The following is a 21875-nucleotide window of genomic DNA, read 5'->3' on the forward strand; positions in this document are numbered from 1 at the left end:
CATCACCAGCCTTCGGAGGCATCGCCATGCCCCTGCGCAGACCCCGCCCGTTCCTCGCCGCCCTCCTGCTCGCCGCCCTCTCGCTGACCTGCGCCGTCCCGGCGGCGGCCGCGGACACGCCCGTCCGGGGCTCGGCCCACCTCGGCATGGGCGTCCTCGCCCACGACGGCAGCGCCGGCTCCCCCGTCACCCGCGCCGCCCAGACCGAGGGCGTCGACGTCTCCGCCTACCAGGGCAACGTGGCCTGGTCGACCCTGTGGAGCAGCGGGGTGCGCTGGGCCTACACCAAGGCGACCGAGGGCACCTACTACACGAACCCGTACTTCGCCCAGCAGTACACCGGCTCCTACGGCGTCGGCATGATCCGGGGCGCGTACCACTTCGCGACGCCGGACACCACGAGCGGCGCGACCCAGGCCGCCTACTTCGCCTCGAACGGGGGCGGCTGGTCCAAGGACGGCCAGACCCTGCCGGGCGTGCTTGACATCGAGTGGAACCCGTACGGGGACGCCTGCTACGGCAAGTCGGCGAGTGCGATGGTGAGTTGGATCGCGGACTTCCTGACCACCTACCGCGCGCGGACCGGCCGGGACGCGGTGATCTACACGGCCACCACCTGGTGGACCCAGTGCACCGGGAACTACGCGGGTTTCGCGACCGCCAACCCCCTGTGGATCGCCCGCTACGCCTCCGACCCGGGGACCCTCCCGGCGGGCTGGGACTTCTACACGATGTGGCAGTACACGTCGTCGGGCCCGACGGTCGGCGACCACGACAAGTTCAACGGCGCCCTCGACCGCGTCGTCGCCCTGGCGAACGGCTGAGCCGGTCGGCCGCCCGGCGGTCGACCGGGAGAAACCCGTGGGCCACCTGGGAAAACGGTAAAGGTACGAGAAAAGAACCAGCCGCCAGTCCTGTGGGACTGGCGGTTTTTTGTGGTGGTCCGGTGAAGAGTGGGGAACTTGAAGATTCACACGTGAGAGGTGGGCGGGGTGTCGCACTCCACTTTTCCCGCACTGAATGCTGACAATCCAACAGATATCGCTACTTCGGGGTCGACTTACTTCGCATAACCGAAAAATGTGGGCCTCTTGCCGAGCAGATTGAGACGCCCTTATCGTCGCAATCGCTCATAAGCGATCTTCGACCGGACATCGGTGGACGTGATCCGGTCGCCCGATCCCTCCGGCACCACGGCCGAGGCCGACCCCCGCTCCCCAGTCCGCACCCGGCGCACCCGTCACCCCCGACACCGGTCGCCTTTTCGCCACCCCCGCTCCCCCGCCCGCGCCGGCGGTCGATCCGGCCTGCCCGCACGACCTTCCGCGACTCCCGTTCCGTGTACGCCACTTGTCCGTGTACGCCACTTGGAAGTGCCGATGAGAACTGAACGTCACTCGCTCGCGGCCCCACCCGTCCTGCCGTCGACTCCCCCGGCGACGATCCCCCGGACGGCGGCACGCGGTACTCCCCCGCCGCAGGACATCGACTTCACGGCCGTACGCCATGCCGTGGACCGGGTCCTCGCCGACTTCCTGGACACCAAGTCCCGGGCCGCGGCCGACCGTGGCCTGCCCGCCGAAGTCACCGACCTGGTACGGGAGTTCGTGCTCTCCGGCGGCAAGCGGCTGCGCCCCCTGCTGTGTGTGGTCGGCTGGTACGCGGCCGGCGGCAAGGGCACGCCCCCGGCCGGGGTGGTGCAGGTCGCCGCGTCCCTGGAGATGTTCCACGCGTTCGCCCTGATCCACGACGACGTCATGGACGGCACCCCGCTGCGCCGGGGCGCCCCGACCCTGCACCGGGCGCTGGCCGCGCACCACGCGGGGCACCGCAACGCCGACCGGCTCGGCGAGCACGCCGCCATCCTGCTCGGCGACCTGGCGCACTCCTGGTCGGACGAACTGCTCTACACCGCCGGGTTCCCGCCCTCCCGGCTGGCCACGGTGCGCGGGGTCGCGGACACCATGCGGTGGGAGGTGATGTTCGGGCAGTACCTGGACCTCGTCGCCACCGACAACCCCGACCACGACGAGGAACGCGCGCTGCGGGTCGCCCGCTACAAGACCGCGAAGTACACCGTCGAACGGCCGCTGCACCTCGGGGCCGCCCTCGCCGGTGCCGGTCCCGACCTCCACGTCGCCCTCTCCACCTACGCGTTGCCGCTGGGCGAGGCCTTCCAGCTCCGTGACGATCTGCTGGGTACCTTCGGCGACCCGCGCACCACCGGCAAGCCGTGCCTGGACGACCTGCGCGACGGCAAGGGCACCCTGCTGGTCGCGCTCGCCCTCGGCCGCGCCGACGAGCACCAACTCCGCACCCTGGGCGCCCTGTTCGGCAACCCCGAACTCGACGAGGAACAGGCCGAGCGGCTGCGCGAGGTGCTCGTCGACACCGGCGCCAGGGCCACCGTCGAACACCTCATCTCCACCCGTTACGAGCAGGCCCGACGCGCCCTCGACCGGGCCGCGCTGCCCCCCGTCGCGGCCGACGCCCTGCGCCGGATCGCGTTCGCCAGCACCGAGAGGACCTCATGACCACCGAGGCCATCCGCCCGTCCGTCCCCCTGCCCGCACCGGTCCCCGACGCCCCCGGCGCGCTGCCGCTGGTCGGCCACATCCCCCACATGGCGCGCTCGCCGCTGGAGTTCTTCAAGAAGCTCGCGGCGCTCGGCCCGGTCACCCGCATCAGGATCGGCAGCCGCCCCGCCTACGTCGTCTCCCGCCCGAACCTCGTCCACCGGCTGCACGTAGGGGAGTTGGACTCCTTCGACAAGGGCGGCCCGCTCTTCGAGAAGGTCCGCCACTACGTCGGCAACGGCCTCGCCAGCTGCCCCGCCCACGACCACGTCCGGCAACGCCCCGCGCTGCAACCGGCGTTCCAGCGCAGCCGGATCGAGCGCTACGCCGAGGTGATGACCGAGTCCGCCGCGGAGGTCGCCGGTTCCTGGAGCGAGGGCGACGAGATCGACCTCTACCAGCAGATGCACCGCCTCACCACGCTCGTCATCAGCCGCACGCTGATCTCGGCGGAGGTGGCGGGCCCCGCCGCCGCCAGCATCGCGGAGTCGGTGCCGGACATCATGAGCGGCGTCTACTGGCGGATGGTGGTGCCGGGCCGCTGGTTCCCCAAGCTGCCGATCCCGGTCAACCGCCGCTACGAGGAGGTCGACGCCCGCGTCCGCAAGGTCGTGAACGAGGTCGTCGACACCTACCGCGCCGACGGCATCGACCGGGGTGACCTGATGTCGATGGTCGTCGCGGGCTGCGCGAACGAACCCGACCCGCACAAGGCGGTCTACGACCAGGTCGTCACCTTCCTCACCGCCGGCCTGGAGTCGGTGGCGTCCTCGCTGGTCTACACGTTGCGGCTGCTCGACCGGCACCCCGAGATCACCGCCCGGGTGCTCGCGGAGATCGAGGAGGCACTCGGCGACGGCGAGGGCGGCGAGCTGCGCGCGCCCGGCTACGGCGACATGGCGAAGCTGAAGTTCACGCAGAACGTCCTCACCGAGGCGCTGCGGCTCTTCCCGCCCGCCTGGATCGTCAGCCGGGTCGCGACCACCGACGTCAACTGGGAGGAGGGGCACATACCCGAGGGCGCGGGCGTGTTCTTCAGCCCGTACATCGCCCACCGCGACCCCGAGGTCTTCCCCGACCCGGAGGCCTTCGACCCCGACCGGTGGGGCCCGGACCGGGTCACCACGCTCCAGCGGCAGTCCTACTTCAGCCTGGGCGCCGGCCGCCGCAAGTGCATCGGCGACGTCTACGGCACCGTCGAGTCGACGATCGCCCTCGTCACCGTTCTCAGCCGCTGGAAGCTGACCCACCGCCCCGGCTCGGAGAACGACCAGCCGTCGGTCACCGCGCTCCTCATCCCGCCGCGCACCCTCGTGCGCGTCGAGAAGGCCGAACGGAGCAGCTGACCATGGCAGTTGACGTCCCGGCCGCCGTGGCGCCGGGCAAGCCGGACATCTGGGACGTCGAGCGCTCCGGGCTGCTCGGCGGCCCCGCGCTCGGCCTCGCGGCGGCCGTCGGCACGGTCACCGAGGGCGGTGCCGACGCCACCGGCGCGACGACCTACCTGGTCGGCACGCCCTCCTACGTCCCCTACGGCACCGCCAGGATGCCCGCCCCCGAGGCCGGGTACCGGATGGCCGAACGGGTCATGCGGGCGGTGTACGACCCCGAGGTCCTGCGGGCCGTCGAGGCGGGCCCGTTGGCGGAGATCGCGCGCCGGATCACCGCCGTCCAGGCGGCCCGGCTCTGGCGCCGGGACGCCACCCCGGCCGCGACCGGGCTCGCCCGGCTGGCCGCCGTCGCGCCCCGGAAGGGCGGTGAGACACGGGAGTTGTGGGCGGAGTACCGGCGCCGGGTGCCGGATGCGCGGGACCCGATCGTGGCGATGCGCGACCTGTGGGGCAGCGTCTACACCTGGCAGTTCATCCGGGGCGACGACGCCCGGCTGCACGACCTGTGCGCGTCGATGCTGTCGCTCACGTCGGCGGTGGACTTCTGCGACGCCTTCGACGACTCCGGCGCGGGCGGCCACGCCCTCTATCTGGCCGCCGCCAGCGAGGGGTTGGAGCATCTGTCGGGCGGTGCGGCGGCGCTGGCGGTCCGGGAGATGGTCGCGGTGGGCGGCCTGATGGTGGTGAAGGACGCCATGGCGAGCGATGTGGCGGCTGTCGAGGGCGACGCCGACGTGGTGCCCCCGACTCCCGACGAGTACATGGGCGCCCGTTCCTGGGACGGCGCGATCGCTCCCTACTACCGGGTGATGCTGGCCTCCGCGCACTACCGTCATGTGGCCGACGAACAGGGCGAGTTCACCTCGGCGGCGAAGTGCGACGCGATCCAGCGGGCGCTCGACAACATCATGCGGTACAACGATGTCACCGACGCGGTGGCGGACTACGCGGCCCACGAGTGCTTCAACCAACTCCTGTCCGCGCTGTCGGTACGCGGCGCGGCGACCGCCACCGGCTACGGCGCCGCCCTCGCGGAGGTCACGGACGCGGCCCTGGACTGCGAGTGCGGCCAGCCGGGCCACGACGAGGCGGCCGAGCTGTCGATGGGCGCCTGCCTCTGGTACCTGCTGACCCCGCGCTACCAGGTCCGGCGCCAGCTGTCCGCGTTCACGGCCACGGACGCCACCCGCGCGGCGTACGCGCGCTGCACGTCGGCCCGCCTCCTGCCGGGCGCCGACCTGTACGCCCCGGACTGGACGCCCCTCTGGCACCCGGCGCCGCCCCGCGAGGCGTCGGACCGGGCGGCCCGCGTCGCCCGCAGAGCCCTCCTCCCCACGACGAACCCGGACCGCTGCGCGGCGGCGGCCCTGACCGTCCTCACCGCCTGCGACGCGGCACCGGACGACACCGCCGCCCTGCTGTCCCTGGCGTCGGGCTGGCAGACGGTGTTCGACGCGGCCCTGGCCGACGGCCCGGCCCACGGCACACCCGAGGCGGCCCGACTCCAGCCGTTGGTGGGGGACTTCTGGCGCCAGGCGGTGCTGGGCGCGGGCGACACCGTCGACATGGACGCCAAGCTGGTCATGGACATCGACGAGGCGATCCGGGCCACCTTCACCCTCCCCGCCGCCACGGGCCACGCCCTGCGCCGCGCCTTCTTCGGCGTCACCAGCGGCGCGGCGGAACTGACCCCGGCCAACCCGTTCGGCAGGCTGACCGACGGCGTGGGGGTGATCTGCGCGTAGGGCACCGCACAGCCCGCGCAGCCCCCACCGGCGCCCCTTTTGTCACCGATTCGTCACGGCCCGGCGCGGAGGAAACCCGCGCCCTCGGCCGACCCTCTCCCTGGGCGTCAGCAGCACGTCGCAGCCCGCGCAGCAGAGGATGGGTCATGAACCACCGTCACGTCTCCGCCGTCGTCGCCCTCGCTTGTGCCACCGCGCTCCTCGGTGCCGCGAGCACCACCGCCAGCGCCGGTACGGCGGGCACGGCCACCCGAGCCACCCCGTGGCAGCCCTGCCGGCTGCCCTCCGGCTACCAGCACTTCGTCGAGTTCCACTCCGCCAAGAACGTCCACGGCACGACCGTCGTCCGCGTCACCCCGGAGACCTGCAAGGTCAACAAGGACAACGACGAGGACGTCATCTACACCCCGAGTGGAGCGCCCCGCTCGCTCACCTTCGCGCCGGGCGCCTTGGTCAAGGTCGTCCGGGACACCGCGTCGGTGAAGGTCACCCCGAAGTGGCTGGTGACCCACCGGCTCGCCAACAGCCCGTACTTCTACGCCCACGTCGACGCGCAGCACCGGATCACCGCCCTGGCGGAGATCTACCACCCGTAAACAGAGGACGCGCGCGGCGGTGGGTCCGGCACCAGCAGGCACCGGGCCCACCCCGCCCCCGTCACCCCGCTCACGCCGCCGCCGAGACTCCCACTCCCACCGCGCCGTTCGTCGCCGGGGACAGGGCGAGGTCCAGGACCTGGCGGACGTCGCTGACCGTGTGGACGTCGAGCCGGTCCAGGATCTCGGCCGGGACGTCGTCGAGGTCGGCCTCGTTGCGCTTGGGGATGATCACCGTGGTGACCCCGGCCCGGTGCGCGGCCAGCAACTTCTGCTTGACGCCGCCGATCGGCAGCACCCGCCCGGTCAGCGAGACCTCGCCGGTCATCGCCACGTCCGTGCGGACCAGCCGTCCGCTCAGCAGCGACGCCAACGCCGTCGTCATGGTGACACCGGCGCTCGGGCCGTCCTTGGGGACCGCGCCCGCCGGGAAGTGGATGTGCACGCCCCGGTCCTTCAAGTCGCCGACCGGCAGCTCCAGTTCGGCGCCGCGCGAGCGCAGGAAGCTCAGCGCGATCTGCGCCGACTCCTTCATCACGTCGCCCAGTTGGCCGGTCAGGGTGAGCCCCGCCGCGCCGGTCTCCGGGTCGGCGAGCGACGCCTCCACGTAGAGCACGTCACCGCCCGCGCCGGTGACCGCGAGGCCGGTGGCGACGCCGGGCACCGAGGTGCGGCGCTCCGCCGGGTCCTGCGCGGACTCCGGCACATGGTGCGGCCGTCCGATCAGCGCCCGCAGCTCGCCGTCCGAGACGGTGAACGGCAGCTGCCGTTCGCCCAGTTCGTGCTGGGCCGCGACCTTGCGCAGCAGCCGGGCGATGGCCCGCTCCAGGGTGCGCACGCCCGCCTCCCGGGTGTACTCCCCGGCGAGCTTGCGCAGCGCGCTCTCCTCGATGGTCACCTCGTCCGGCACCAGACCCGCCCGCTCCAGCTGGCGCGGGAGCAGGTGATCGCGGGCGATGACGACCTTCTCGTCCTCGGTGTACCCGTCGAGGCGGACCAGCTCCATCCGGTCCAGGAGGGCTTCCGGGATGGCTTCGAGGACGTTGGCGGTGGCGAGGAACACCACGTCGGACAGGTCGAGTTCGACCTCCAGGTAGTGGTCGCGGAAGGTGTGGTTCTGCGCCGGGTCGAGGACTTCGAGGAGGGCGGCGGCCGGGTCGCCCCGGAAGTCGGAGCCCACCTTGTCGATCTCGTCGAGCAGCACCACCGGGTTCATCGACCCGGCCTCCTTGATCGCGCGGACGATCCGGCCGGGCAGCGCGCCCACATAGGTGCGCCGGTGACCGCGGATCTCCGCCTCGTCCCGCACGCCCCCGAGCGCGACCCGCACGAACTTCCGCCCCATGGCGTGCGCGACCGATTCCCCGAGCGAGGTCTTGCCCACACCGGGCGGCCCGACCAGCGCCAGCACGGCGCCGCCGCGCCGCCCGCCGACCACGCCGAGCCCCCGCTCACCACGCCGCTTGCGCACGGCGAGGTACTCGGTGATCCGCTCCTTGACGTCGTCGAGCCCCGCGTGCTCGGCGTCGAGCACGGCACGGGCGCCCTGGATGTCGTAGGCGTCCTCGGTCCTGTCGTTCCACGGCAGTTCGAGCACCGTGTCGAGCCAGGTGCGAATCCAGGAGCCCTCGGGCGACTGGTCGGAGGACCGCTCCAGCTTGTCGACCTCCTTGAGGGCGGCCTCGCGGACACGCTCGGGCAGGTCTGCGGCTTCCACGCGGGCCCGGTAGTCGTCGGACTCCTCGACGGAGTCCGGGGAGCCGTCGCCGTTCAGCTCGCGCAGTTCCTTGCGGACGGCTTCGAGCTGGCGCCGCAGCAGGAACTCCCGCTGCTGCTTGTCGACGCCCTCCTGGACGTCCTTGGCGATGGTCTCGGCGACGTCCTGCTCGGCGAGGTGGTCGCGCAGATGCTGGGTGGCGAGCTTGAGCCGGGCCACCGGGTCGGCGGTCTCCAGCAGCTCGATCTTCTGGTCGGTGGTCAGGTAGGGCGAGTACCCGGAGTTGTCCGCGAGCTGGGACACGTCGTCGATGGCCTGCACGCGGTCCACGACCTGCCAGGCGCCGCGCTTGCGCAGCCAGGCGGTGGCGAGGGCCTTGTACGCGGTCATCAGCTCGGCGGCATGGCCGGGCAGCGGCTCCGGCACGGTCTCGTCGACGCGGGTGCCCTCGACCCACAGGGCGGCGCCGGGGCCGGTGGTTCCGGCGCCGATCCGCACCCGGTCGCGGCCCCGGATCAGGGCGCCGGGGTCACCGTCGGCGAGCCGTCCGACCTGCTCGACGGTGCCGAGCACACCGGTGCTCGCGTAGGTGCCGTCGATCCTCGGCACCAGGAGCACCCTCGGCTTGCCCGGTTCGGCGCGGGCGGCGGCCTGGGCGGCCTCGACGGCGGCGCGGACGTCGGTGTCGTTCAGATCCAGCGGCACCACCATCCCGGGCAGCACGACCTCGTCGTCGAGCGGCAGGACCGGCAGGGTCAACGATTCGTATGCCTTGGACTCAGAAGCCATGATCTCCCCTTCGGCAGTCAAGTTGAGCTATGCCGACTCAATGCTTGGGAGCCGCCGAATGTTCCCGACCTGATGTTCGCCGTGAGCGATCACCTGAACCGAGGGGGAGCACACGAGGGGGCCAAGAGGGACCTGGTCGCTACAACAACCCCGCTGACCAGGTATTCCACGCTTCCCTACCGGTGACGGTCACCTACCGGCGCGCCGCGCTCCACCGGCGTACCCACGGCCAGGTGGCGACGCCGATGGTGAGGGCGATCAGGTGGCCCCAGTTCGTCATCGGGTCGGAGAAGGCGATGAGGGCCTCGACCAGCACCCACGTGTAGTAGCCGAGGATCGGCAGGGCCAGCCACGGCCGCAGCAGCCCACAGAGCGCACCCACACACGCGGCGACGCCGAAACTGATCCCGTAGTCCATGCGGTGCAGGGAACTCTCCGGCAGATGCCCGACCAGCACCGCGATCCCGACCGTCCCCTCGGTCGCGAGGGTCGCCAGCACATGCCCGAGCAGGAAGACGACGACGGTTCTCGCCCCGCCGATCCGCCGCTCCAGGGCGGTCAGCGCGAGCACGAACCCGATCACGTACAGCGAGGTGTACCCGCCCGCGATCCACAGCGCGCTGGCCAGCAGCACGAACACCGGCGTCCGTATCAGATGCGCGACATCGGTGCTGGTCGCCTGGTGCAACGTGGCGACCAGGGCCGGCGAGGCGTAGGTGGTGAACACCGAGGTGGCGATCAGGACGAGCGTGTACCCGAAGGTGAACGGCGTCCCGGTGGGCGTCGGCAGCAGCTGCCAGAGGCGCGGCAGGCGGCGCGCGGGGGCCGCCGTGGGGCGCGGGAGTGCGCGGGGCGCTGGGGCGGGGGCGGGGGCGAGGCGGACGCGCTGGCGGGGCATGCCGTCGAGGAGCGGCGGGCCCGAGGGCTTCACATCGGCCTGCACGGCCGTGACGGGTTCCACGGCGGGCGCTCCCTTCCGTTGCGCCCCCAGCCTTCGGGGGCCCGACGGTCACTGTCCATGACCGGCGTCACTCCTGACGCCTTCCCCAGCAACCTTTGGCCGTCAGTTTGCGTCCGGCGTCTGTCAGCGGGCTGTGGGCCGCCCTTGCGCGGTCGCAGACGACGATGAAAGTTCCCTGAGCGCCGCCGCACGCCCGTTCGAGGCCACCCGGCACCGGTAATTCAGGTGCCCGCAACCCCGCGTTGGGACAGGATGGACCGATGATCACCAGCCTCGTTGAGCCCGTGGTCCTGGACCGCCGCGAGGGACCCTACGGCGAGGTCGTGCTCCGCAGACACGGCGAACTGCTCCAGATCATCGCCAACGGCTGTTTCCTCATGGACACCTCCGACGGCCGCTCGGAACGGCTGCTCGTCGACGCGGCACTCGCCGCCCTCGGCCCGCGCGAGCGCCCCGCGATCCTGATCGGCGGCCTGGGTGTCGGATTCTCGCTCGCACACGCGGCGGCCGACCCGCGGATCGGCGCCCTCACCGTCGTCGAACGAGAATCGGCCATCGTCGCATGGCATCGCGACGGGCCCCTCGCGCCGCTCACCGCCGAGGCGCTCGCCGACCCCCGGACGACGATCCTGCACGGCGATCTGCTCGCTCACCTGCGTGAGACTTCCGCCACGTACGACGCCCTGTGCCTGGACATCGACAACGGCCCCGGATGGACCGTCACCGAGGGCAACGGGCAGTTGTACGCGCCGACCGGACTCGCGGACTGCGCACGGGTGTTGACGCCTGGTGGGGTACTGGCCGTGTGGTCGGCCCAGCCCTCTGGTGTTTTCGAGGAAACCCTACGGAATGCCGGGTTCCAGCAGGTGCGTACCGAAGAGATCCCGGTTGCCCGGGGCGTACCCGACGTCGTGCATCTCGCCCTCCGACCTGGATAGCCGTGGCACGGTGACTCCCCGTAGGCTGCTTCCCCTGGCGCAGATCATGCAAGCGTCAATCGCAAGCATGCGCAGACATGTGCTAATAAAACGGATCACCCCACGGATTCCGGAAAGCAACTTCAGGGGCGGGCGATGGAGCAGACACACACCTCGCACAACGGCGCGACGGCGACGCAGGGCGCGCAACGCCGAGTTCTGGTCGTCGAGGACGACCCGACCATCGTCGACGCCATCGCGGCCCGCCTGCGCGCCGAAGGTTTCGTCGTGCAGACCGCGGGTGACGGCCCTTCGGCCGTCGACACGGCCGAGGCCTGGCAGCCCGACCTGCTGATCCTCGACATCATGCTGCCCGGCTTCGACGGCCTGGAGGTCTGCCGCCGCGTGCAGGCCCAGCGCCCGGTGCCGGTGCTGATGCTCACCGCGCGCGACGACGAGACCGACATGCTGGTGGGCCTCGGCGTCGGCGCCGACGACTACATGACCAAGCCGTTCTCCATGCGGGAACTGGCCGCTCGGGTGCATGTCCTGCTGCGCCGGGTGGAGCGGGCCGCGCTGGCCGCCACCACTCCGCGCTCCGGCATCCTGCGCCTGGGCGAACTGGAGATCGACCACGCGCAGCGCCGGGTACGGGTGCGCTCGGAGGACGTGCACCTCACGCCCACCGAGTTCGACCTGCTGGTCTGCCTGGCGAACACCCCGCGCGCGGTGCTCTCCCGCGAGCAGCTGCTCGCCGAGGTGTGGGACTGGGCGGACGCCTCCGGCACCCGCACGGTCGACAGCCACATCAAGGCGCTGCGCCGGAAGATCGGCGCCGAGCGCATCCGCACCGTGCACGGTGTGGGCTACGCGCTGGAGACCCCCACGCCATGAGCGGCGGGCCGCCAGCACGGAACGCGCGCAGGAGCCCGGCGGACGAACCCTGGGGCGGCGTCCGCCCGTTCTCGGTCAAGACCAAGCTGGGCGCGTTGGTGGTCACCTCGGTGCTGATCACCACGGGTCTGTCGATGATCGCGGTGCACACCAAGACGGAGCTGCGCTTCATCACGGTCTTCTCGATGATCGCCACACTCCTGATCACGCAGTTCGTGGCGCATTCACTCACCTCGCCGCTGGACGACATGAACGCGGTCGCCCGGTCCATCTCGCACGGCGACTACACCCGCCGGGTCCGTGAGAACCGCCGGGACGAGCTGGGCGACCTGGCCCAGACGATCAACGTCATGGCGGACGAGCTGGAGGCGCAGGACCAGCAGCGCAAGGAGCTGGTGGCCAACGTCTCGCACGAGCTGCGCACCCCCATCGCCGGGCTGCGCGCGGTGCTGGAGAACATCGTGGACGGCGTCTCCCCCGCCGACCCCGAGACCATGCGCACGGCCCTGAAGCAGACCGAGCGGCTCGGGCGCCTGGTGGAGACCCTCCTCGACCTGTCGCGCCTGGACAACGGTGTCGTGCCGTTGCGCCGCCGCCGTTTCGAGGTGTGGCCCTACCTTTCGGGCGTCCTCAAGGAGGCCAACATGGCCGTGCCCGCCCGCGCGGGCATCGCCTCCGGCTCCGGCACCCACACCCGCACCGACGTTCATCTGCACCTCGACGTGTCGCCGCCGGAGCTGACCGCGCACGCCGATCCGGAGCGCATCCACCAGGTGGTCGCCAACCTGATCGACAACGCGGTCAAGCACAGCCCGGCGCACGGCCGGGTCATCGTGAAGGCGCGGCGCGGGCCGCAGCCGGAGTCGTTGGAGCTGGAGGTCCTCGACGAGGGGCCCGGCATCCCGCGCTCGGAGTGGCACCGCGTCTTCGAGCGGTTCAACCGGGGCGGCGCGGGTTCCGCGAAGGGCGCGGGCGACGGCGGCACCGGGCTCGGTCTGGCGATCGCCCGCTGGGCCGTGGATCTGCACGGCGGCCGGATCGGAGTGGCCGAATCCGAGCGCGGTTGCCGGATTCTCGTCACCCTTCCGGGAGAGACTTCTCTGCCAAGTTGACGTAAAGTCCGGTCAACGGCCACAAGATCCACGAGCTTCCGCACCGACGGACCAGTGTGATCAGGCACACGCCCGCCCGCTCAGCGCGCAGGGGCTACGCCGCCGTTCCCCGCCACGCCCGAAACACCGTGGAACCACGCTTGTTTCCCGCCAATTCCGCCCCCGAAACACGGCCTCCGGTGTGACTTACACGACGATGAACCGGCCTGGTCTGACCTTCACCCTCCAGGGGGCGTAGCCTTTATTCCCGCTGTCCATCACCTTGCGAAGCGGAAGAGGGCGGTTGCCGCCGTGTCGTCACAGTCCCCCAGTAAGTCGAGCATCTCGACCGACGCCGACCAAACGGGAAAGAATCCCGCGGCCGCGTTCGGCGCCAATGAGTGGCTCGTCGACGAGATCTATCAGCAGTACCTCCAGGACCCGAACTCGGTAGACCGAGCCTGGTGGGACTTCTTCGCCGACTACAAGCCCGGCGCGGCTGCCGCGCCGGCTGCGGCGGGCACGGCGGCCACGGGGGCCGCGGAGACCACCAGCACCGCCGCCGCGACGCCCGCGGTCCCGGCGCCGGCCCCCGCTGCCCCGCAGCCGGCCGCCGCCGCGCCCGCGCCGGCGAAGGCCGCCCCGGCTCCGGCCGCGGCGCCCGCCCCCGCCAAGCCGGCCGCCGCCCCCGCGAAGCCGAAGGCCGCTCCGGCGGCCGAGGCCCCCCAGGGTCCGGAGCTGGTGACGCTGCGCGGCCCGGCCGCCGCGGTCGCGAAGAACATGAACGCGTCGATCGAGGTCCCCACGGCCACGTCCGTGCGCGCGGTCCCGGTCAAGCTGCTCTTCGACAACCGCATCGTCATCAACAACCACCTGAAGCGGGCCCGGGGCGGGAAGATCTCCTTCACCCACCTCATCGGCTACGCGATGGTGCAGGCCATCAAGGCCATGCCGTCGATGAACTACTCCTTCCAGGAGAAGGACGGCAAGCCGACGCTGGTCAAGCCGGCGCACGTCAACTTCGGCCTGGCCATCGACCTGGTGAAGCCGAACGGCGACCGCCAGCTCGTCGTCGCCGGCATCAAGAAGGCCGAGACCCTGAACTTCTTCGAGTTCTGGCAGGCCTACGAGGACATCGTCCGCCGCGCCCGCGACGGCAAGCTGACGATGGACGACTTCACCGGCGTCACGGTCTCCCTGACCAACCCCGGCGGCCTCGGCACCGTCCACTCGGTGCCGCGTCTGATGCCGGGACAGTCGGTCATCATGGGCGTCGGCTCCATGGACTACCCCGCGGAGTTCCAGGGCACCAGCCAGGACACCCTGAACAAGCTCGGCATCTCGAAGGTCATGACGCTCACGTCGACCTACGACCACCGGGTCATCCAGGGCGCCGCCTCCGGCGAGTTCCTGCGCATCGTCGCCAACCTGCTCCTGGGCGAGCAGGGCTTCTACGACGACATCTTCGAGGCGCTGCGCATCCCCTACGAGCCGGTCCGCTGGCTCAAGGACATCGACGCCAGCCACGACGACGACGTCACCAAGGCCGCGCGGGTCTTCGAGCTAATCCACTCCTACCGGGTCCGCGGCCACGTCATGGCCGACACCGACCCGCTGGAGTACCGCCAGCGCAAGCACCCCGACCTGGACATCACCGAGCACGGGCTCACCCTGTGGGACCTGGAGCGCGAGTTCGCCGTCGGCGGCTTCTCCGGCAAGTCCCTGATGAAGCTGCGCGACATCCTGGGCGTGCTGCGCGACTCGTACTGCCGCACCACCGGCGTCGAGTTCATGCACATCCAGGACCCGAAGCAGCGCAAGTGGATTCAGGACCGCATCGAGCGCCCGCACTCCAAGCCGGAGCGCGAGGAGCAGCTGCGCATCCTGCGCCGACTGAACGCGGCGGAGGCCTTCGAAACGTTCCTCCAGACCAAGTACGTCGGGCAGAAGCGGTTCTCCCTGGAGGGCGGCGAGTCCGTCATCCCGCTGCTCGACGCGGTCCTCGACTCGGCCGCCGAGTCGCGCCTGGACGAGGTCGTCGTCGGCATGGCCCACCGCGGCCGCCTGAACGTCCTCGCCAACATCGTCGGCAAGTCGTACGCGCAGATCTTCCGGGAGTTCGAGGGCAACCTCGACCCGAAGTCGATGCACGGCTCCGGCGACGTGAAGTACCACCTGGGCGCCGAGGGCACCTTCACCGGTCTCGACGGCGAGCAGATCAAGGTCTCGCTGGCCGCGAACCCGTCCCACCTGGAGACGGTCGACCCGATCATCGAGGGCATCAGCCGCGCCAAGCAGGACATCATCAACAAGGGCGGCACGGACTTCACCGTCCTGCCGGTCGCCCTGCACGGTGACGCGGCCTTCGCGGGCCAGGGCGTGGTGGCCGAGACCCTGAACATGTCGCAGCTGCGCGGCTACCGCACCGGCGGCACGGTCCACATCGTCATCAACAACCAGGTCGGCTTCACCGCGGCCCCCGAGTCCTCGCGCTCCTCCATGTACGCGACGGACGTGGCCCGGATGATCGAGGCCCCGATCTTCCACGTGAACGGCGACGACCCCGAGGCCGTCGTGCGCGTCGCGCGGCTCGCGTTCGAGTTCCGTCAGGCGTTCAACAAGGACGTCGTGATCGACCTCATCTGCTACCGCCGCCGTGGTCACAACGAGTCGGACAACCCGGCGTTCACGCAGCCGCTGATGTACGACCTGATCGACAAGAAGCGCTCGGTGCGCAAGCTCTACACCGAGTCCCTCATCGGTCGCGGCGACATCACCCTGGAAGAGGCCGAGCAGGCCCTTCAGGACTACCAGGGGCAGCTGGAGAAGGTCTTCACCGAGGTCCGCGAGGCGGTGGCCCAGCCGTCCGAGGGTCCCGTGTCGGACCCGCAGGCGGAGTTCCCGGTCGCCGTGAACACCGCGATCTCCGCGGAGGTCGTCAAGCGGATCGCCGAGTCCCAGGTCAACATCCCGGACACGTTCCACGTCCACCCGCGTCTGCTGCCGCAGTTGCAGCGCCGGGCGACGATGGTCGAGGACGGGACGATCGACTGGGGCATGGGCGAGACCCTCGCCGTCGGCTCCCTCCTCCTGGAGGGCACCCCGGTCCGGCTCTCCGGCCAGGACTCGCAGCGCGGCACGTTCGGCCAGCGGCACGCGGTCCTCATCGGCCGTGACACGGGCGAGGAGTACACCCCGCTCCAGTACCTCGCCGAGGAGCAGGCCCGCTACAACGTCTACAACTCGCTGCTCTCCGAGTACGCGGTCATGGGCTTCGAGTACGGCTACTCGCTGGCCCGCCCGGACGCCCTCGTGATGTGGGAGGCGCAGTTCGGCGACTTCGTCAACGGCGCGCAGACGGTCGTCGACGAGTACATCTCGGCGGCGGAGCAGAAGTGGGGCCAGACGTCCGGCGTCACCCTGCTGCTCCCGCACGGCTACGAGGGCCAGGGCCCGGACCACTCCTCGGCCCGCGTCGAGCGCTTCCTCCAGCTGTGCGCGCAGAACAACATGACGGTCGCGATGCCGACCCTCCCGTCGAACTACTTCCACCTCCTGCGGTGGCAGGTGCACAACCCGCACCACAAGCCGCTGGTGGTCTTCACCCCGAAGTCGATGCTGCGCCTGAAGGCGGCCGCGTCGAAGACGGAGGAGTTCACGTCGGGTCAGTTCCGTCCCGTCATCGGTGACGCGTCGGTGGACGCGGCGGCGGTCCGCAAGGTCGTCTTCGTGGCCGGCAAGCTGTACTACGACCTGGAGGCCGAGCGGCAGAAGCGCGGCGTCACGGACACGGCGATCATCCGCATCGAGCGCCTGTACCCGCTGCCGGGTGCCGAGCTTCAGGCGGAGGTCAACAAGTACCCGAACGCCGAGAAGTACCTGTGGGCCCAGGAGGAGCCGGCCAACCAGGGCGCCTGGCCGTTCATCGCCCTGAACCTGATCGACCACCTGGACCTCGCGGTCGGCGCGGACGTGCCGCACGGCGAGCGCCTGCGCCGCATCTCCCGCCCGCACGGGTCCTCCCCCGCGGTCGGTTCGGCCAAGCGCCACCAGGCCGAGCAGGAGCAGCTGGTGAACGAGGTCTTCGACGCGTGACCCGCTGACCGAACGAGACCGGCCCCGTCGCCTCCACGAGGTGACGGGGCCGGTTTTCTCGTTCCGCGCGGCGCATAACCTGGGGGGACAGGAACCGGTGGCCATCCGGCCCAGCCCCAGGAGAGCATCCCGTGTACTTCACCGACCGAGGCATCGAAGAACTCGAAAAGCGGCGTGGCGAGGAAGAGGTCACCTTCGAGTGGCTCGCCGAGCAGCTGCGGACGTTCGTCGACCTGAACCCGGACTTCGAGGTTCCGGTGGAGCGCCTCGCGACCTGGCTGGCCCGCCTGGACGACGAGGACGACGAGTACGACGAGAACAACGACGCGTAGCCGGGCCCGCGCATCCGCCGGATCTCCTCAAGGGGCGCCTTGTTGGCGCCCCTTGAGCCGTTCCCGGGGGCTGCCGACGGGGCGTCAGTCGCGGGGCCTGGCGAGGTCGTACACGAGGCCCAGTGTGCCGTGCGCCAGCAGCAGCGCGCCCGCCGCCGCCCAGCCGCCACCGCGCCGGTGCAGCCCCCAGAGGGTGAGCGGCAGCCCGGCGGCGATCTGCGCCAGCGCCAGGGCACGCGCCCTCGGGGTGCCGGACCAGGGCAGCCAGGGGCCGAGGGGAGTCTCGTCGACGGCGTCGAGTCCGGCGCGGACCACCTCGCGCGTGCCGGGCCACTCGACCGGCCGGGTGTCGGTCCTGGCCAGGGCGGCCTCACGGAGACGGTCGGGGGGCGCGCCAGGGGTGAATCCGGTGGGCAACGACACCCCCGCGCGCGTGAGGATCGCCTGGAGGCCGCGCAGCCGGGCGCGGGCGTCGGCGGCGGGATCGGGTGCGGTGAGCCGGTCGAGGGCCTGGACGTCGAGGACGGGGTCGAGCCCGAGGCGGGCGGCGAAGGTCCGCATGGCCTCGCCCTCACCGGCCGGGGTGCCGTCGGCGAGCCAGACATAGCCGACCGGACGCCGGAATCCGGAGGCGAGGGTGTAACCGGCCCGGTCGGCGTCCCACCACAGGGCGAGCGCGGGCCAGGCACCGCCGACGGCGAGCGCGGTGGCCCAGCCGGTCAGGACGCGGTCGACAGGCTCGGCGGCGTCCCGCCAGGGCGTTCCCCCGGGCACCAGGACGCTCCAGGCGCTCCCGGCGGGAGTGAGCAGCAGGGGCGCGCGCAGGAGGTGGGCGGCGGGGGCGACGGCGGCGGGTTCGGCGCGGCAGAGCAGGAGGGCTCCGGAGGGGGCACCGGCACGGGCGGCTTCCGTCGACATGACCACACGGTAAGTCGACATATCTCCTCAGTCATGTCGGGCGGAGAGGTCGGCGGGGACGCCCCGGGCGGCCGGGAGTCACTGGAACGGGTGTCTTGACTTTCCTCGACCGCGATATATCGTGAATGACAGGAGACGCGATATGGCGCGTCGCACGGGGAGGTGCACGATGTCCGAATGGTCCGTCGCGGAGCCCGAGAAACTCACGTTCGGCGAGCCCGTGAGGGAGCTGAAGGTCCGCATCGCCAACGGCACGGTGAACGTGGTGGGCACCGAGGAGAGTTCCGCCCGCCTGGAGGTCACCGAGATCGAGGGCCCGCCGCTCGTGGTGACCCAGCGGGACGGCGTCCTGACGGTGGCCTACGAGGATCTGCCGTGGAAGGGCTTCCTCACGTGGCTCGACCGCAAGGGCTGGCGGCGCAGCGCGGTCGTCTCGCTCGCCGTGCCGTCCTCCACCCGGGTGGAGGTGGGCGTGGTCGGCGCGGCGGCCATGGTCTCCGGGCTCGACGGGCCCACGGAGGTGAAGGGCGTCACCGGCGACGCCACCCTGGTGGGCCTCAGCGGCACGGTCCGCGCCGACACCGTCTCGGGGAACGTGGAGGCGCAGGCCCTCAGCGGGGACCTCCGCTTCCACTCGGTGTCCGGGGATCTGACGGTGGTCGAGGGTGCCGGGTCCTCGGTGAAGGCGGAGTCGGTGAGCGGTTCGATGATCGTCGACCTGAACCCGGCCGACCGCCCGACGGACGTCAGCCTGTCCGGCGTCTCGGGCGAGATCGCCATCCGGCTGCCGCATCCGGCGGACGCGCGCGTGGAGGCCAACACGGCGAGCGGCACGGTCTCCAACGCCTTCGAGGATCTGCGGGTCAGCGGCCAGTGGGGCGCCAAGCGGATCACCGGCAGCCTCGGCACGGGCCGGGGCAGCCTGAAGGCCACCACCGTCTCCGGTTCCATCGCCCTGCTGCGCCGCCCGGCACAGGACGACCGGTGGGACCCGGCGCCGACAACCCCGGCGGACGGGGCGGACTCCGACTCGGGGGACAATTCCGTTTCCGGCCCGGACGGCGGCGCGAGCGGCATACCGGCCGACGTACCCGCCGACCCGCCTGCCGAGGCACCGGCCGGTGGTCCGACCGACGGCCCGACCGACAAGAAGGTGCTCTGAGATGCCCCCCGTCTTCGCCCACGGCCGCCTCCGTCTCTATCTGCTGAAGCTGCTCGACGAGGCACCGCGCCACGGCTACGAGGTGATCCGGCTCCTGGAGGAGCGGTTCCAGGGGCTGTACGCGCCGTCGGCGGGCACCGTCTATCCCCGGCTGGCCAAGCTGGAGACGGAGGGTCTGGTCACCCACACCACCGAGGGCGGCCGGAAGGTGTACGCCATCACGGACGCGGGCCGCGCCGAGTTGGCCGACCGCAGCGGTGAACTGGTCGACCTGGAGCTGGAGATCGGTGAGTCCGTCGCCGAACTCGCGGCGGAGATCCGGGCCGACGTCCGGGGCGCGGCCGGTGATCTGCGCCGCGAGATGCGGGCGGCGGCGACCCAGGCCCGGCAGGGCACCACCACCGGCGGACCCGGCGACCCGGGGACCGGCGGGGACCTCGACGACAAGGAGTCCTGGCGGGCGGCGAAGGAGGAGATGCGGCGCGTCAAGCAGGAGTGGAAGGAACAGGCGAGGCGGGCCAAGGACGAGAGCCGCCGGGCCCGTGAGGACGCCGAGCGCGCCCGGCGCCAGGCCAAGGAGGCCCAGGAGCGGGCTCGCGCCCAGGCCCAGGAGGAGCTTCAGCGCATCACCCGCCGGGTGCAGGAGCGCGTCCAGGACCACTTCACCCGGGGCGACTGGCCGACGGGCGTCCAGAAGGGCCTGACCGAACTGGCCAAGGAACTGGGCGAGTTCGGCATGGGCTTCGGCAAGGAGTTCGGCAAGGACCTGGGCTTCGGGCGGGGAAGCACCGGCAACGGGGCGACGGCGAGCGCGGGGGGCACGGGGACGGCAAGCACGGGCACGGGTACAGGCCCGGGTGCGGGTGCGGGCCCGGGTACAGGCCCGGGTGCGGGTGCGGGGGGATCGTCCGCTCGGGCCGAGTACCGGTTCGACGACGAGGAGTTCCCGGCCGCGTACGAGCCGGGGTGGGCGCACGAGAGCCCGACCGGCGACACGGCCCGGGATCTCGACCGGCTCCTGGACCGTTTCCGCGACGACATCCGGGACGCGGCCCGCGACCACGGAGTCGACGACGACCAACTCCGCGACACCCGCCGCCACTTGTCGACGGCGGCGGCACACATCGGGGCACTGCTGCGGGCGCCTCGGGGTTAGGGGCAGGGGGGAGGCCCGGGGCCTGGGGTGGGGCGAGGCAGGGGGGTGGGGTGTCGGTCCGCCGAGGGGACGCGGAGCCGACCCCTCCCCCAGCCACCAGCCGGCTGGGGCCAGCTCCCCCGACCGTCGGCGTGCCGGGGCCGGCTCGCTCGGGCGGTCGGGGCGTCGCCGTACAGGACGCGGGTCAGGGCGTCGTGGGTGACGCCGTGGTCGGCGAGCACCTCACCAGGAACGCCGGGGAGGACGGTCAGGGCGAGGAGAAGGTGCTCGTCGCCGATGTGCCGGTCCCGGTGGGCGGCGGCGATACGCACCGTCCGCGCCAGGACCTCCTTGGCACCCCGGCTGAAGGGGCGGCGGCCGGACCAGCGCCCCTCACGCCCAGGCCGCCGGACATCGCGCCGACGCCGTGAGCCTCAGCCGATTCAGTCGTTGGTGAGCACGATCTTGCCGAACTGGTCGCCGGACGCGAGGCGTTCGAAGCCCTCGCGGGCCCGGTCCATCGGGAGCACCTCGTCGATGACGGGCCGGACGCCCGTGGTGGCGCAGAAGGACAGCAGGTCCTCCAGTTCGTCCTTGGTGCCCATCGTGGAGCCGACGACCTTGAGTTCGAGGAAGAAGATGCGGGTCAGTTCGGCGTGGGAGGGGCGGTCGCCGCTGGTGGCGCCGGAGATGACGAGTGTGCCGCCCGGCTTCAGGGACTTCACCGAGTGCGACCAGGTCGCCGCGCCGACGGTCTCGATCACGGCGTCGACGCGTTGCGGCAGCCGGGCGCCGGGCTCCACGGCCTCGACGGCGCCCAGTTCCACCGCCCGCTTGCGCCGGGCCTCGTCCCGGCTGGTCGCGAAGACCCGCAGCCCCGCCGCGCGTCCGAGCACGATCGCGGCCGTGGCGACCCCGCCCCCCGCGCCCTGCACGAGCACCGAATCCCCGGGCCGCACACCGGCGTTGGTGAACAGCATCCGGTACGCCGTCAGCCAGGCCGTGGGCAGACAGGCGGCCTCGGCGAAGGAGAGTTCCCTGGGCTTGGGCAGCACGTTCCAGGTCGGCACGGCGACCTGTTCGGCGAACGTGCCCTGATAGCGCTCGGTGAGGATCGAACGGGGTTCACGCGCTCCGACGCCGTGGCCGGTCTGGCCGATCACGGAGTGCAGGACGACCTCGTTGCCGTCCGCGTCGATGCCGGCGGCGTCGCAGCCGAGGATCATCGGGAGGCGTTCCTCGGGGAGGCCGACGCCACGGAGGGACCAGAGGTCGTGATGGTTGAGGGAGGCGGCCCTGACGTCGACGGTGCTCCAGCCTGGGCGGGGGGTGGGGGCGGGGCGGTCCCCCGACTCCAGTCCGGCGAGGGGCTGGTCGCGGTCGGTTCGGGCGGCGTAGACGGCGAACATGCCCCCGACGATAGGCTCCGCCGGTACGGCGAGGGAACAACCCGGGGTCGCGGAACCCACCTCTTCCCCACCAACCGCACCCTGCCACCAAGCCAGGGGACTACGCCCCCACCCCCCTTCGGCCTAACCGGCCTCGTCCTCAAACGC

General features: G+C 71.6%; 16 protein-coding genes and 1 pseudogene. 12 read left to right on the forward strand and 5 right to left on the reverse strand.

What is annotated here, in order from left to right:
* The first annotated feature begins 26 nt into the window (after positions 1 to 26).
* The 5 genes from ACIQOU_RS15655 (at position 27) to ACIQOU_RS15675 (ending at position 6308) form a co-directional block, all read left to right on the forward strand.
* Positions 27 to 824, forward strand: a complete 798-nt coding sequence (locus ACIQOU_RS15655) for a lysozyme (protein WP_401537242.1) — start codon at positions 27 to 29, stop codon at positions 822 to 824.
* A gap of 555 nt (positions 825 to 1379) precedes the next feature.
* Positions 1380 to 2534, forward strand: coding sequence for a polyprenyl synthetase family protein (locus tag ACIQOU_RS15660; protein ID WP_401537243.1), 1155 nt, complete (start codon positions 1380 to 1382; stop codon positions 2532 to 2534).
* The gene (locus ACIQOU_RS15665) at positions 2531 to 3922 is read left to right on the forward strand and encodes a cytochrome P450 (RefSeq protein WP_401537244.1); all 1392 of its coding nucleotides are present in this window, start codon (positions 2531 to 2533) and stop codon (positions 3920 to 3922) included. Before ACIQOU_RS15660 ends, ACIQOU_RS15665 begins: the two co-directional genes overlap by 4 nt.
* Positions 3923 to 3924: 2 nt before the next feature.
* On the forward strand, positions 3925 to 5712 hold the full coding sequence (locus ACIQOU_RS15670) for a hypothetical protein (protein ID WP_401537245.1): 1788 nt from the start codon (positions 3925 to 3927) through the stop codon (positions 5710 to 5712).
* Between the two features lie 146 nt (positions 5713 to 5858).
* Positions 5859 to 6308, forward strand: a complete 450-nt coding sequence (locus ACIQOU_RS15675; RefSeq protein ID WP_401537246.1) for a hypothetical protein — start codon at positions 5859 to 5861, stop codon at positions 6306 to 6308.
* Positions 6309 to 6378: 70 nt separating this feature from the next.
* On the opposite strand, the gene lon is transcribed toward ACIQOU_RS15675, so the two are convergent.
* Together lon and ACIQOU_RS15685 are read right to left on the reverse strand one after the other, a co-directional pair.
* Positions 6379 to 8814 (reverse strand): endopeptidase La, encoded by a 2436-nt coding sequence (gene lon, locus ACIQOU_RS15680; protein ID WP_401537247.1) that lies wholly within the window; start codon positions 8812 to 8814, stop codon positions 6379 to 6381.
* A gap of 193 nt (positions 8815 to 9007) precedes the next feature.
* Positions 9008 to 9775 (reverse strand): rhomboid-like protein, encoded by a 768-nt coding sequence (locus ACIQOU_RS15685; protein WP_401537248.1) that lies wholly within the window; start codon positions 9773 to 9775, stop codon positions 9008 to 9010.
* A gap of 260 nt (positions 9776 to 10035) precedes the next feature.
* On the opposite strand from ACIQOU_RS15685, the gene ACIQOU_RS15690 reads away from it, so the two are divergent.
* The 5 genes from ACIQOU_RS15690 (at position 10036) to ACIQOU_RS15710 (ending at position 17104) form a co-directional block, all read left to right on the forward strand.
* Positions 10036 to 10713, forward strand: coding sequence for a spermidine synthase (locus ACIQOU_RS15690; RefSeq protein ID WP_401537249.1), 678 nt, complete (start codon positions 10036 to 10038; stop codon positions 10711 to 10713).
* A 135-nt stretch (positions 10714 to 10848) separates the two neighbouring features.
* Positions 10849 to 11586, forward strand: coding sequence for a response regulator transcription factor (locus tag ACIQOU_RS15695; protein WP_093834503.1), 738 nt, complete (start codon positions 10849 to 10851; stop codon positions 11584 to 11586).
* Positions 11583 to 12698 carry an ATP-binding protein gene (locus ACIQOU_RS15700; RefSeq protein ID WP_401537250.1) on the forward strand — a complete coding sequence of 372 codons (1116 nt, stop codon included), beginning with the start codon at positions 11583 to 11585 and terminating at the stop codon, positions 12696 to 12698. The genes ACIQOU_RS15695 and ACIQOU_RS15700 overlap by 4 nt, the downstream gene beginning before the upstream one ends.
* 291 nt (positions 12699 to 12989) lie before the next feature.
* On the forward strand, positions 12990 to 16772 hold the full coding sequence (locus tag ACIQOU_RS15705; RefSeq protein WP_401537251.1) for a multifunctional oxoglutarate decarboxylase/oxoglutarate dehydrogenase thiamine pyrophosphate-binding subunit/dihydrolipoyllysine-residue succinyltransferase subunit: 3783 nt from the start codon (positions 12990 to 12992) through the stop codon (positions 16770 to 16772).
* Between the two features lie 131 nt (positions 16773 to 16903).
* On the forward strand, positions 16904 to 17104 hold the full coding sequence (locus tag ACIQOU_RS15710; RefSeq protein WP_401537252.1) for a DUF6104 family protein: 201 nt from the start codon (positions 16904 to 16906) through the stop codon (positions 17102 to 17104).
* 84 nt (positions 17105 to 17188) lie between these two features.
* Here the strand turns inward: ACIQOU_RS15710 and ACIQOU_RS15715 are convergent, their stop codons facing one another.
* Entirely contained in the window at positions 17189 to 18022 is an 834-nt protein-coding gene (locus ACIQOU_RS15715; protein WP_401537253.1) for a hypothetical protein, read from the reverse strand.
* A gap of 169 nt (positions 18023 to 18191) precedes the next feature.
* Here ACIQOU_RS15715 and ACIQOU_RS15720 point away from each other — a divergent pair, with 169 nt between their 5' ends.
* Positions 18192 to 19184: a DUF4097 family beta strand repeat-containing protein gene (locus ACIQOU_RS15720; RefSeq protein ID WP_401537254.1), complete on the forward strand. Its 993-nt coding sequence runs from the start codon at positions 18192 to 18194 to the stop codon at positions 19182 to 19184.
* Position 19185: 1 nt separating this feature from the next.
* Positions 19186 to 20340, forward strand: a complete 1155-nt coding sequence (locus ACIQOU_RS15725; protein WP_401537255.1) for a helix-turn-helix transcriptional regulator — start codon at positions 19186 to 19188, stop codon at positions 20338 to 20340.
* 167 nt (positions 20341 to 20507) lie between these two features.
* Here the strand turns inward: ACIQOU_RS15725 and ACIQOU_RS15730 are convergent.
* Both ACIQOU_RS15730 and ACIQOU_RS15735 read right to left on the reverse strand, forming a co-directional pair.
* Positions 20508 to 20755: pseudogene (locus tag ACIQOU_RS15730) on the reverse strand (Clp protease N-terminal domain-containing protein); the annotation flags it as partial.
* A 7-nt stretch (positions 20756 to 20762) separates the two neighbouring features.
* Positions 20763 to 21728, reverse strand: coding sequence for a zinc-binding dehydrogenase (locus ACIQOU_RS15735; protein WP_401537256.1), 966 nt, complete (start codon positions 21726 to 21728; stop codon positions 20763 to 20765).
* Positions 21729 to 21875: the final 147 nt, after the last annotated feature.

Source organism: Streptomyces sp. NPDC091279 (assembly GCF_044757465.1).
Taxonomy (GTDB): domain Bacteria; phylum Actinomycetota; class Actinomycetes; order Streptomycetales; family Streptomycetaceae; genus Streptomyces.

Bases quoted from the DNA above. Each gene is read 5' to 3' on its own strand.
- ACIQOU_RS15675 (WP_401537246.1), top strand. From the start codon at position 5,859: ATGAACCACCGTCACGTCTCCGCCGTCGTCGCCCTCGCTTGTGCCACC.
- ACIQOU_RS15670 (WP_401537245.1), top strand. From the start codon at position 3,925: ATGGCAGTTGACGTCCCGGCCGCCGTGGCGCCGGGCAAGCCGGACATC.
- ACIQOU_RS15715 (WP_401537253.1), bottom strand. From the start codon at position 18,022: ATGTCGACGGAAGCCGCCCGTGCCGGTGCCCCCTCCGGAGCCCTCCTG.
- ACIQOU_RS15700 (WP_401537250.1), top strand. From the start codon at position 11,583: ATGAGCGGCGGGCCGCCAGCACGGAACGCGCGCAGGAGCCCGGCGGAC.
- ACIQOU_RS15725 (WP_401537255.1), top strand. From the start codon at position 19,186: ATGCCCCCCGTCTTCGCCCACGGCCGCCTCCGTCTCTATCTGCTGAAG.
- ACIQOU_RS15735 (WP_401537256.1), bottom strand. From the start codon at position 21,728: ATGTTCGCCGTCTACGCCGCCCGAACCGACCGCGACCAGCCCCTCGCC.
- ACIQOU_RS15665 (WP_401537244.1), top strand. From the start codon at position 2,531: ATGACCACCGAGGCCATCCGCCCGTCCGTCCCCCTGCCCGCACCGGTC.
- ACIQOU_RS15690 (WP_401537249.1), top strand. From the start codon at position 10,036: ATGATCACCAGCCTCGTTGAGCCCGTGGTCCTGGACCGCCGCGAGGGA.
- ACIQOU_RS15695 (WP_093834503.1), top strand. From the start codon at position 10,849: ATGGAGCAGACACACACCTCGCACAACGGCGCGACGGCGACGCAGGGC.
- ACIQOU_RS15720 (WP_401537254.1), top strand. From the start codon at position 18,192: ATGTCCGAATGGTCCGTCGCGGAGCCCGAGAAACTCACGTTCGGCGAG.
- lon (WP_401537247.1), bottom strand. From the start codon at position 8,814: ATGGCTTCTGAGTCCAAGGCATACGAATCGTTGACCCTGCCGGTCCTG.
- ACIQOU_RS15655 (WP_401537242.1), top strand. From the start codon at position 27: ATGCCCCTGCGCAGACCCCGCCCGTTCCTCGCCGCCCTCCTGCTCGCC.
- ACIQOU_RS15660 (WP_401537243.1), top strand. From the start codon at position 1,380: ATGAGAACTGAACGTCACTCGCTCGCGGCCCCACCCGTCCTGCCGTCG.